General features: G+C 36.8%; 13 protein-coding genes. 12 read left to right on the top strand and 1 reads right to left on the bottom strand.

Annotation, left to right across the window (positions count from 1 at the left end; genetic code table 11):
- The first annotated feature begins 183 nt into the window (after positions 1-183).
- The gene (locus IEV09_RS09895; RefSeq protein WP_188368143.1) at positions 184-897 is read left to right on the top strand and encodes a ferredoxin reductase domain-containing protein; all 714 of its coding nucleotides are present in this window, start codon (positions 184-186) and stop codon (positions 895-897) included.
- A 108-nt stretch (positions 898-1005) separates the two neighbouring features.
- Entirely contained in the window at positions 1006-1452 is a 447-nt protein-coding gene (locus IEV09_RS09900) for a YbaK/EbsC family protein (protein WP_188368144.1), read from the top strand.
- Positions 1453-1494: 42 nt separating this feature from the next.
- Here IEV09_RS09900 and IEV09_RS09905 read toward each other — a convergent pair whose 3' ends face one another.
- Positions 1495-2352, bottom strand: coding sequence for an AraC family transcriptional regulator (locus tag IEV09_RS09905; RefSeq protein ID WP_188368145.1), 858 nt, complete (start codon positions 2350-2352; stop codon positions 1495-1497).
- Positions 2353-2564: 212 nt separating this feature from the next.
- On the opposite strand from IEV09_RS09905, the gene IEV09_RS09910 reads away from it, so the two are divergent.
- The 10 genes from IEV09_RS09910 to IEV09_RS09955 all read left to right on the top strand — a co-directional run bounded on the left by IEV09_RS09910 (position 2565) and on the right by IEV09_RS09955 (position 12386).
- Positions 2565-4760, top strand: coding sequence for an alpha-galactosidase (locus tag IEV09_RS09910; RefSeq protein ID WP_188368146.1), 2196 nt, complete (start codon positions 2565-2567; stop codon positions 4758-4760).
- A gap of 291 nt (positions 4761-5051) precedes the next feature.
- Positions 5052-5531, top strand: a complete 480-nt coding sequence (locus IEV09_RS09915) for a sigma-70 family RNA polymerase sigma factor (protein WP_188368147.1) — start codon at positions 5052-5054, stop codon at positions 5529-5531.
- A 79-nt stretch (positions 5532-5610) separates the two neighbouring features.
- The gene (locus IEV09_RS09920; protein ID WP_188368148.1) at positions 5611-5817 is read left to right on the top strand and encodes a hypothetical protein; all 207 of its coding nucleotides are present in this window, start codon (positions 5611-5613) and stop codon (positions 5815-5817) included.
- Between the two features lie 23 nt (positions 5818-5840).
- Entirely contained in the window at positions 5841-6059 is a 219-nt protein-coding gene (locus IEV09_RS09925) for a DUF2922 domain-containing protein (protein ID WP_188368149.1), read from the top strand.
- A gap of 128 nt (positions 6060-6187) precedes the next feature.
- On the top strand, positions 6188-7039 hold the full coding sequence (locus tag IEV09_RS09930) for a glycoside hydrolase family 25 protein (RefSeq protein WP_188368150.1): 852 nt from the start codon (positions 6188-6190) through the stop codon (positions 7037-7039).
- A gap of 181 nt (positions 7040-7220) precedes the next feature.
- Positions 7221-8147, top strand: a complete 927-nt coding sequence (locus IEV09_RS09935) for an LCP family glycopolymer transferase (protein ID WP_188368151.1) — start codon at positions 7221-7223, stop codon at positions 8145-8147.
- 68 nt (positions 8148-8215) lie between these two features.
- Positions 8216-8905 (top strand): sugar transferase, encoded by a 690-nt coding sequence (locus IEV09_RS09940; protein WP_188368152.1) that lies wholly within the window; start codon positions 8216-8218, stop codon positions 8903-8905.
- Positions 8906-8934: 29 nt separating this feature from the next.
- Positions 8935-10155: a nucleotide sugar dehydrogenase gene (locus IEV09_RS09945; protein WP_188368153.1), complete on the top strand. Its 1221-nt coding sequence runs from the start codon at positions 8935-8937 to the stop codon at positions 10153-10155.
- 39 nt (positions 10156-10194) lie between these two features.
- The gene (gene wecB / locus IEV09_RS09950; protein WP_275950544.1) at positions 10195-11274 is read left to right on the top strand and encodes a non-hydrolyzing UDP-N-acetylglucosamine 2-epimerase; all 1080 of its coding nucleotides are present in this window, start codon (positions 10195-10197) and stop codon (positions 11272-11274) included.
- 11 nt (positions 11275-11285) lie between these two features.
- Positions 11286-12386 carry a glycosyltransferase family 4 protein gene (locus IEV09_RS09955; protein WP_188368155.1) on the top strand — a complete coding sequence of 367 codons (1101 nt, stop codon included), beginning with the start codon at positions 11286-11288 and terminating at the stop codon, positions 12384-12386.
- The last annotated feature ends 11 nt before the right edge of the window (positions 12387-12397 follow it).

Raw genomic sequence — 12397 nt, forward strand, 5'->3', positions numbered from 1 at the left:
AAAAAACTCCTCTCATAGTAGACTAGAATTTTTGTTTTTTCTAGTGTCTACTATGAGGGGAGCATATCAGAATAACTAGAAGTACTGTTTTTTTGTTGGAAAATTTGATGAAGTCATTCTAATTGATAATCATTCTCAATTAGTGTATATTAGTATGAAATACGTAATCAAGGATGGTGCCTTATGGAAATATATTGGACAAAGATTAAAGAAATTATCGAAGAAACACCTGAGATTCGCACGTATCATTTAGAATGTCCTGTAGGGGTGACTTGGGAAGAAGGCGCACATATTCATTTAGCGTTGGAAGGTTTCAATGCCGGCGATAAGCCGAATCGTGCACTCGTACGTCACATGTCGATTTCAACGGTTCAAAAAGAAACAACGATTGGCATTACGACGCGATTAAAAGAAGAACGTTCTGAATTTAAAACCATTTTAGGCAATTTAGCGATTGGCGATCAAGTCGCTGTTTTTAAAATAAAAAGTAATTTAGCTTTACGTCGTGAAAACCGCAACGTTTATCTGCTATCTTCGGGCGTGGGACTGGCTTCGTTTCGTCCACTCGTTTTACAATATTTAGGGGATAACAAGGAAATAAATAAAATCCATTCGCTTCATATTTCAGATAAGAATGATCGTTTGTTTGAGTCTGTTTTTAACGGACAGTCAACGCCAACATTGACATCAGAAGTGGTGAATCAAAGAAGTGATTACTATGATAGCGTGCAATCACTAGCAGTAGACAAAGAAGGTTTATTCTATCTTGTCGGTAGCGATGAATTTTTGACACAAAATATTTCGTTGTTATTAGAAGCAGGGATACCCGCAGGACAAATTGTCATTGATAAACATGAAAACAAGCGAGCGCTGTTTTTATCAGAAGCCGCTGTTTAATAAAATAGTAGAAGTCCGTTTGTCCATTACGTGTCGACGGACTTTTCCTTCTATTATTTATGATACAGATGCTTGCTCGATTTAAGAATCGTAAGGAGTACCAAACCAATGACTAAAACAGAAGTCGAACAGTATTTGGAAATCAATCAAATTCCCTATGAGCGGTACCGTTTTACGGATGCTCCAATTGAACAGAGCACCATTCCAATATATAAAACACTCGTTCTAACAGGCGATAAGACAGGCGCGACGATTGCGCTGATTCCTATTGATCAGCGATTGGATTATAAGAAGTTAGCCAAGCTTTCAGGCAATCGAAAAATTGGTTTACCGCCAATCGAAAAAGTGCTTGAAATGACAGGATACCCACATGGAGCCAATACGCCAATTGGCATTTTTATCCATCATCCAGACTATCCAATGTTCTTTGATTCAACGATTCAAGAGCATCAGAAGGTCATCATTTCAGCAGGAGAATTAGGAAAAGTAGTCGTGATTGCAACGAGTGATTTAATCGAAACAATTGAACCAGTAGTCGCTGATTTACTAAAATAAAACCACGTATCAACGAAGGGAAAATTCGTTTGATACGTGGTTTTATTGATTGGGCATTATTCGGTTATGATTACGCCAAACCGTTGGTGAGACACTGAATTTTTGTTTAAAAGCTTTTGAGAAATACAGCTGATTATTGTAACCGGTCTTCTCGGAAATCGTTCGAATGCTATCATCGCTAAACTTCAAGAGGTCGCAAGCGACAGATAGTCGGAAATTGACCAAGTATTCTTGAAGCCCAATGCGCATCTCTTCTTTAAAGATCCGACTCAAATAATTACGGTTCAACCGACAGTGGGTGGCAATTTCTTCGACGGTAATCGGGCGATGGTAATGATGGGCAATGTAATCTTTCGCATCTTTGACATACACATTGGTTCGTTTCGTTTGAACGTCTAAAGCTTGTGTTTGTGAGGTGTGAATGAGCGCATCTAAAATTAAGTACAATTGCCCAGATAAGAAGAAGGATGAGCGATCTAAATGATTTGTCAGTTGCAACATTTGTGTGGCAATTTGCTGTCGGGCTTGGTTATCTTTAGCAGTATAAATCGGTGAATCAAAAGACAAGCCGGCTAAGGCAAAAGCTCGTTTGGCTAAAGTACCATCAATTTCAATCCACATATAATGCCAAGGGTCATTATAATCGGCGATATACGTATTGATTTGATCCGGTGAAATCAAAAATCCTTGTCCGCTACTTAGTTCATAAAACCGGTCTTCGCCTTTGGAATTCGTACTCTGGAGCGTTCCTTTTCCTGACAAAACATAATGAAATAAAAAATGATTCCGTATTGCTGGGCCATAAAGGTGTGCAGGATGACAATTTTGGGCGCCTGCTTGATACAGTTTTAAATCGATTAATTCATCTTGTGCGATCGATTGTAATTGAAAAGTAGACATATAGGCCTCCGTTTGTTCTTCATTCTTTTATTGTAGTTTACATGTAAAAGGAAAGCGTTTCAATTAAATGAGTGAAAAAGAAACAAAATATAGATAAATGAAACAAATAAGTTGGATAAAGGTATATAAAAGTAGCGAAATCACATCGATTCTCTTGTAAGTGCTAGGTATACTGTGGCTATTGAAAGAAAAAAAGCTTGAAGGAGTGTAATATGGCAATTATTTATAACGAGGAACGTCAACAGTTCCATCTATTTAATGATGAAATCAGTTATATTATGGAGTTAATTAACGAGGAGTATTTAGCACAAGTTTATTACGGACGTAACGTACAGACATTTAATCAAAGGAATCCTTATCCATATGTGTCTCGTTCTTCCTTTTCACCTTCGCCTGCGGATTGGCCCGATCGTCATTTTACGCTGGATGCGATTATGCAAGAAGCGCCCGGATATGATACTAGTGATTACCGTCAATCGATCATTGAAGTGACTTATCCTGACGGTACACAAGCGACGAATTTCAAATATGAAAGCCATGTCATTTTTCAAGGGAAAAAACCACTTGAAGGCTTACCGGCGACTTATATAGTAGAAGAAGACGAGGCACAGACGTTAGAAATAACGATGCTTGATGCGCATCGTCAGTTCAAAGCGATTTTGTCGTATACGATTTACACGGATCGTGCAGTCATTGCGAAATCGATTCGTTATGTGAATGCTAGTCCAGAGACAATTGTTTTAAATAAAGCAGCTAGTGCATGTCTTGATTTACCCGATTATGATTACGAGTTGATTCAAATGACCGGGAGCTGGGCTAGGGAAAAGCATCTGAAACGTGATCCGTTAACGATGGGAATTCATACATTTGATAGTAAACGAGGGGCAAGTGGTTCCGCACAACAGCCATTTATTTCACTCGTTCGACCGCAGACGACAGAAGCCACAGGCGAAGTTTATGGGTTCCATTTCGTTTATAGTGGGAATTTCGCGATTGAAGTAGAAGTCGATAATTACGAGCAAACACGCGTCCTTGTTGGAATCAACGCGCATCACTTTTCTTGGCAACTCGAACCGAACCAAGCGTTTCAAACGCCTGAAGTCATTTATGTTTATTCGAATCAAGGCTTAAATGGCCTGTCGCAAACGTATCACCACTTGTATCGTGAGCGTTTAGCTCGTGGCGAACATCAATACGCGGAGCGTCCAATTTTGATTAATAATTGGGAAACGACTTATTTTGACTTTAACGAAGAGAAAATTCTTGATTTAGTCGATGGTGCCAAAGAACTAGGAGTGGAATTGTTTGTGCTAGATGATGGCTGGTTTGGCAAACGGAATTCTGATAAGACATCACTTGGTGATTGGTTCGTCAATCGTGAGAAGTTGCCTGGTGGACTCGAACAATTAGCGAAAAAAGTCAAAGCACGTGGCTTGAAATTTGGTCTTTGGTTTGAACCGGAGATGGTTTCAGAAGCCAGCGAATTGTATCAAGCACATCCAAATTGGGCGCTTCAAGTTAAAGATTACCCATTAAGTAAAGGACGTGACCAACTGATTTTAGATTTTAGTCGCCAAGAAGTACGAGAAGCAATCTTCAATCAAATGACAGCAATCTTAGACGTCGTGCCGATTGATTACATTAAATGGGATATGAACCGGACGATGACAGAAGTCGGATCAATCGGACGTGACGCCAAGCAACAACTTGAAACTTCGCACCGTTATATGCTTGGCTTGTATGATTTCTTAGAGCGATTAACAACGCGTTATCCACATATTTTATTTGAAAATTGTTCAAGTGGTGGCGGACGCTTCGACCCAGGTATGGTTCATTATATGCCACAAAGTTGGGCGAGTGATAATACCGATGCTGTCGAGCGCCTCAAAATTCAATACGGCAATAGCCTGGTCTTTCCAACGTCCATGATTTGTGCGCAACTATCCGAAGTGGCAAATCATCAAGTTGGACGCATCACGAATGTTGAGATGCGCGCCAACGTTGCCATGTCGGGTAATTTCGGAATTATGCTGAACTTAGCACGCGAGTCACAAGCCGATTTAGCGGTAGTCAAAGCATCCATTGAATGGTACAAAACCCACCGACGTTTAATTCAATATGGTGATTTTTACCGTTTAATCAGCCCTTTTGAGTCGAACGAAACTGCTTGGTTATTCATTGATCAAGCCAAAGAAGAGGGTGTCTTGTTTTATTTCCAAATCTTATCTCAAGCATCGCAACCCTTGAAGAAAGTCAAATTCCAAGGGCTCGACCCAGACAGTCTCTATGAAATTCGTGGTCAAATATTGAGTGGCGATGAGTTGATGGCGTATGGATTGTATTTAAATCATGAATTTTATGGTGATTTCCAGTCCAAACGAATTCCGTTTAAAAAAATAAATCAATAGTATACAACATCCTTTCGATTCTCATGGAGCGAAAGGATGTTTTTTGTTATGCATAAATGAAAGCGCTTGTCAAATCGGATAATGACTAAATTGAGCGGAAAAAACGTCTAATCTGTGAGAATAGTATGTATCTCTCATTTAAGAATGTTGATAAATCAACATTCGCTTTTTTAAAATGCAAAAATAAAAGCATTATCGGCCCTTTTTTTCCATTATGTGAAATGCCAGAATGTCGAGTGCTTGATAATCTAAAGTCACCTCGAGGAATTCAAAATAAAGGACATATAAGAAATGACAAATGAAGAGTTGGATCAATTAGTGAGAGATTATGAAGGCTTATTTTATCGTGTCTTACAGCGTTGTGGCACCTTCCCAGGACAAGCAGCCTATGAAGATGAATTACAAGAGTTGCGTTTATTATTCTTTTTACGTGCCCAACAATACGAAACACGCGGATTATTTGAAATGGAAAATGACGTCACTTATTTATTCCGTCATCTATTGTGGCGACTCGTCGATGGCAAACGTAAAAAAGTCGTCGAAACCTATGGCAACGGTGAAGAGTTGTTTTTATACTTAGCCGAGGAAGAATCGTTATATGAAGAAGTTGAGTTGTTGGATCAACTGAATGCCTTCTATAAACAATTATCACAAAAAGATCAAAAGAAATGCCAAGCACTATTAAGCGACGAAACGTTGCCACGGCAAAGCCGCAGCCGCTATCGCAATTATTTCTACAAACATTTTAAAACTTTTTTCAAAAACCTGTGACATTTTCAATCTAAAACTCGTTTATATAGGTGTAGGAAGCGCAACTTACAAAAAACAAAAAAACAAGGAGGCAACAAACATGAAATTACACAAGCAAACAAAATTAACCGCTCAACTAACCATCGTCGGGGAAGAAAAACCACAAAAGCAAACATTTGCCAACGTCATTGAAAATCCAGAGGGTACTGCAATTATGGCACTAGGTGAAGTCATGGCAAGTTTCGATCCAGAAAACACGAGTGTCGCAAGCATGATTGAAACGGTTGAATTTGAACACACAAACTAAAAAACTAATTGGAGGAAACCAACATGAAAAAATTACATTTAACATTCTTAAACGCAGAAGGTAAGAAACACAAACTAATCCCGAAAGTCGCTTCGACAGAACTAAGTGGCGAAACCGTGGAAACAGCAATGAACCAACTTGCAGCATTAAATCTATTTGAAAAAGACAACGTCGCTCTATTCCAAGGAGTCGACAGCGCCAAATACGTCGAAACAATCGAAACACCACTCTTTCAAAAATAGAGGTTATTATTAAAGCACTAGCTTATGACCGAATCACTGCTCCAATAATACTAATCATCAAAAAATTACTCGAGAGGCTGTGACTTAGGTTGCAGCCTTTTTATTATAGAAGAAAAGGAGAATTTGTTATGATTCCAAAACCAATTATTTTAGATATTAGTGAATGGCAGGTCCCGACAAAGATTAATTACGATCAATTATGTCGAGAAATTGCAGGTGTCATCGTTCGCGTGCAATATGGTTCGAACTATGAAGATAAACATTACAAAACGCATATTGCTGCCTTTAAGAAAAGAAACATCCCTGTCGCAGTTTACGCTTGGGTCCGAGGCACATCAGTTACGGATATGGAAAAGGAAGCCAGTGATTTTTATCGACGAGCAAACACATTGGAACCAACTTTTTGGTGGTTAGACGTTGAAGAACAGTCGATGCGTAACATGCGACAAGGTGTGGAAGCGTATCGCAAAAAATTAAAAGAACTAGGAGCGAAGAAAGTCGGTGCTTATATAGCCAATCACTTATATAAACAGTTTAACTTGAATACATCAACTTTTGATGCGATATGGCTACCAACGTACGGTATCAACAATGGACAGTATAATGGTAGTAAACCCACAGCGACAAGCGTCTATCATTTACATCAATACACTGATCGAGGGAAATTGAGTGGTTATTCCGATTATTTAGATTTGAATCGAATAGCTAAAGGGAAATTAGATGATTATTTTAACCAAAAAGATAATCCTATTATAATAGAAGAAACAATACGTTATGAGCTGATTACCGACGTGTATCTAAGAGAAGGTCCTTCAGTTCATGCAAAAGAAATCGCACTTCTAAAAAAAGGAGAGCATATTTTAATTCACAAGAATCATTTTAAAGAAGGGTATATTTGGGGAGAACAAAGAAGAGAAAAGAAGCAGTCAGGATATCTCGCTTTAGTAATGTTACAAGAATATGTCAAGAAAGTTAAGTGAAGTTTACAAAGCACCCGATATTGGGTGCTTTTTTGATTGATTCAAGGAAAGGACTTTCTTTTTTCAATGACAGAAAGTATACTGATTCTGTGTGTTAAAATTAAGCAATTAAATTGTGAAGATAAGTTCAAAATGTTGCAAGAAGTAGAAATTAATTTTGCAATCAATCGGAGGAATGAATATGTCAAAATTTCAAAAAGTATTTATTTGGATATTAGGAATTTTATTAGTACTGGTGATAGGAGTTACTGGAATTGCCGCCAAAGTGTACTTAGATGTTAAAGGAAGTATTAAAGATACCTACGAAACAGTTGAACGTCAAGAAACAGGTGTCAAACGTAAAAAAGAAGTCGACTTAAATAAGAAAGATTCTTTCTCAATATTGTTGATGGGTGTTGATACGGGTGACTTAGGCCGAACAGATACAGGACGTTCAGATGCTATTATGGTCGCAACAGTTAGCCCAGAAGATAATAAAACGCAGATTGTCAGTATCCCACGTGATACATACATGGAAATTGTTGGTCACGGAACAAATGATAAAATCAATCATGCGTATGCCTTTGGTGGACCCGCTATGGCAATGGATAGTTTAGAAAAATATTTAGATATTCCAATTGATCACTATGCATCTATTAATATGCAAGGAATTAAAGATTTAGTCGATGCGGTAGGTGGGGTGACGGTTAACAATGATTTGGAATTTACAAATGAAGGTCATACGTTTGGTATGGGGAAAATTCAAATTAATGGAGAACAAGCACTAGCGTTTGTTCGTATGCGTTATGATGATCCACGTGGTGATTATGGACGTCAAGAACGTCAACGTCTCGTTGTAGAAGGTATTGCTAAAAAATTGATTTCATTATCGGGTGTGACGCAGTATCAGGCGGTATTAGATGCTGTTGCTGCAAATATGCGTACAGACATGGATTTTGGAATGATGCAAAAAATCGCATTAGAATACCGTAGTGCCTTTAACACGATTCAAATGGATCAAATGAAAGGCGAGGGCTTTATGCAAGATGGCGTGTCTTATCAACGTGTCAGCGATGAAGAGAAACAACGTGTGCAAACAGAGTTAAAAGATCAGTTAAACATAGACTAGGATTAGAAATGAAATACCACGGTGAGTAAAATCGTCGTGGTATTTACGTGTAGATTAGGGGGATATAAATGGAACAAAGTGAGATTCAATCAAAAGGAACGCCACTGAATTTTACGAAGAGCAAAGTTGATATAAAAGCAGTAAATAAGAAATATGTATTCTTTTTTTGTAAACGGGTAATTGATTTGGTAGGTAGTGTCCTAGGTTTGATTCTATTGTTTCCATTTTTTGTTGTATTAGCTATTTTGATGAAGATAGAAGACTTTAAAGCACCTATTTTCTTTTCACAGACAAGAATTGGCTTAAATGGCAAAAAATTTAAAATGTATAAGATTCGTTCGATGGTTGTGAATGCAGAAGAACTTCTTGAAGAACTGCTTGAGCAAAATGAAGTTGAGGGTGCAATGTTTAAAATGAAGGACGACCCTCGGATAACTAAAGTGGGAAAATTTATTCGTAAAACAAGTATAGATGAGCTACCTCAACTTTGGAATGTTGTAAAAGGAGATATGAGTTTAGTAGGTCCAAGGCCTCCTTTAGAAAGAGAAGTTGAAGAATATACAAAATATGATATGCAACGTTTATTGATTAAACCAGGGTGTACAGGGCTATGGCAAGTCAGTGGGAGGAATTCATTGAGTTTTTCAGAAATGGTGGAATTAGACTTGCAATATATTAGTAATTTAAGCATAAGTAGAGATATTTTGATAGGAATAAAAACAATCAAAGTAATTATTAAACCAAATGATGGATATTAAAAAAATATAGGAATGTGAGATGGAATTTTATGATTAACGTAATAGGATTAGGATATATTGGTTTACCCACAGCATTAATGTTTGCAAAACATGGAATAAAAGTTGTCGGGACAGACTATAATTCTCAACTAGTTAATTCTTTAAAACAAGGTGAATTGACTTTTGAGGAAAAAGGTTTAGAAGAACTATTTCAATCTGCTATTGAAGGAGGGATTGAATTCTCAACCGAATACCAAAAATCCGCTATGTATATCGTGGCTGTACCAACACCTTACATGAAAGATAGTAAGAAACTAGATCAGAAATATTTAATCTCGGCAGTAACCGGTATTTTGGATGTTTGTAATAAAGGTGCAATTATTATTATCGAATCAACGATTTCACCAGGATCAATCGATAAACATATTCGACCATTAATTGAAGATAAAGGATTAGTCATTGGCCAAGATATTCATTTAGTTCATGCGCCAGAACGAATTATTCCTGGCAACATGATTTATGAGTTAGAGCATAACTCTAGAACGATTGGTGCGGATAGTGTCGAAATTGCCGAAAAAGTTAAAGGATTGTATGCAAGTTTCTGTAAGTCTGAAATTATCTTAACAGATATTCGTTCAGCTGAAATGTCTAAAGTCGTAGAAAATACTTTCCGGGATATCAACATTGCTTTTGCCAACGAATTAGCACGAATTGCTCATTCCGAAGGAATGGATGTTTATGAAATCATTCGTATTGCGAATCATCATCCACGTGTAAATATTTTACAACCTGGACCTGGTGTAGGTGGACACTGTATTCCAGTCGATCCATGGTTCCTAGTAGGGGATTATCCAGAATTAACAAATTTAATTCATACAGCAAGAAAAACGAATGATGATATGCCGAATCATGTATTCAATCGAATCCGTGAAATCATGAGAGAGCACAATATTTCAGATATATCCAAAGTCGGTTTGTATGGATTAGCCTACAAAGAAGATGTCGATGATGTACGTGAAAGTCCAAGTTTACAACTGTTAGAAAAGATGGAAGAAGCGTCAATTCTAGGAGTGAAATCATTTGATCCATTTGTTAAAGAGAAATTAGTCGAAGGACAAGTCTTGGGATTCGAGGAATTCGTCAATGATGTCGAAGTAATCGTTGTGATGGTAGGACATCAACACCTCAAGGAAAATCTCGAGTTAATTAAAACCAAACATATTTTAGATACAAAAAATATTACAGCATTTGAAAATGCGTATCACTTATAACAGATGATCGAGGAGGCGTTACCCATTAGAAAGAAAGTTATGGTGGTCTTCGGAACACGTCCGGAAGCCATTAAAATGTGTCCGTTAGTCAAAGAATTGAAGACAAGAGAAAGTTTAGACACGATTGTTTGTGTAACAGGACAACACCGTCAAATGTTGGATCAAGTACTTGAGACATTTGAGATTGAACCGGATTATGATTTATCGATTATGAAGAGCAAACAGACGTTGTTTGATGTCACTATTAATATTTTAGATCGTATGAAAGATGTATTAGAAGAAGTAAAACCAGATATCGTACTTGTTCATGGTGATACCTCAACGACTTTTGTGACTTCGTTGGCTTGTTTTTATTTACAAATTCCAGTGGGACATGTGGAAGCTGGCTTAAGAACGCATAATATTTACTCGCCATTTCCAGAAGAATTTAATCGTCAAGCAGTAGGCTTGGTTGCGCAATATCATTTTTCACCGACAGAGCAATCCAAAGAAAACTTATTACAAGAAGGAAAAGACGAAGCGACAATTTTTGTGACAGGCAATACCGTGATAGATGCTTTAAGTACTACAGTTAAAGCTGATTATACTCATGAACATATCGAATGGGCTAAGGGGAGCCGTCTAATTATGATTACTGCTCATAGACGAGAAAATTTAGGCGAACCGATGCAACATATGTTCCGTGCGATTAAACGGATTGTGGATGAGACACCCGATATTAAAGTGGTTTATCCGATTCATATGAATCCAATGGTGCGAGAAGCAGCCAATGAAATTCTAGGAAACGATGATCGTATTCGTATTATCGAACCTTTAGAAGTGCTCGATTTCCATAATTTCATGGCTCAATCCTACTTAATTTTAACAGATAGTGGTGGTGTTCAAGAAGAAGCTCCAAGTTTAGGGAAGCCTGTTCTAGTAATGCGAGATACAACTGAACGTCCAGAAGGAATTGCAGCGGGAACGCTGAAATTGGTCGGAACGGATGAAGAAGTCATTTATTCATCGTTTAAAGAACTACTCGAGGATGAAGAAGTATACAAGAAAATGAGTAAAGCAAGTAATCCATATGGTGATGGAGATGCATGTAAGAGAATTGCAGATATTTTAGAAAAATAGGGGGAGATATTGTGAAAATTCACTTGATTTCAAATATGTATCCATCTAAAGATAGTCCAAGTTATGGAACATTTGTCGAAAAAATGTATAATCAAATCTCTCAAGTTGAAGGTATAACACTGTCTAAGACAGTGTTATACAAAGAAAAAAACAAAATCAAGAGAACTTTCAAATATGCTATCTTCTATATTAAAATTATAACGAAGTTACTATTAAATCAATACGATGTTGTTTATGCTCACTATGTTTCCCATTTTTCAATCCCAATATTAATTATAATGAAATTAAAAAAAATAAATTTGGTTATAAACGTTCATGGTTCTGATATAACATCGACAAGTCCTAAAGATCAAAAGTTGAAAAAAAACATGGGGAAATTATTAAGTAGGTCACAAAAAATTATTGTCCCATCAGACTATATGAAAAAAATTGTTGTTGAAGAACATAACATTATTGATGAAAAAATTTATATTTATCCATCAGGTGGAGTAGATGAGAGAATTTTTTATCCCAAAAATAAAAATACAATAAAATCTGATTTTTTATCAAAGTATAAAATTAGTCAAGAAAAAAAAATAATATCCTATGTATCGAGGCTAGATAAGGGGAAAGGATGGGACACTACGATTAAAGCGATGTCCATGTTAAAAAAACACGATTTTTTTGAAGATGACTGGCAAGTTTTATTTGTAGGATCGGGAAGCCAAGAGCAAGTATTAAATGCAGAAATAATTGAAAGTAAATTAAAAAATGTTATTCGTATTCCATCGCTTAGCAGAGATGAATTATCATATGTATATAACATTTCAGATTGGGTTGTTTTTCCGTCAGAGTTACCTGAAAGTTTAGGATTAGTAGGATTAGAGTCGCTAGCTTGTGGCACTCCGGTAATTGGCACTGACAATGCGGGAATAGCTTCATATCTAATACACGGCTATAATGGTTTACTATTTAATAAAGGCAATGCGGAAGAATTAGTAAAGGTTTTAACAAAAGCTATTTCTATGAAAAATGAGGAATACATTTCAATTAAAAGAAATGCTATACAATCATCTGATAAGTATTTATCCAAAAATATTGAAAATGATCTATTCAATATTTTACTTAAATGAGGTGGAATATG

The sequence above is a fragment of the Enterococcus alcedinis genome (assembly GCF_014635985.1).
Classification (GTDB): Bacteria; Bacillota; Bacilli; order Lactobacillales; family Enterococcaceae; genus Enterococcus_I; species Enterococcus_I alcedinis.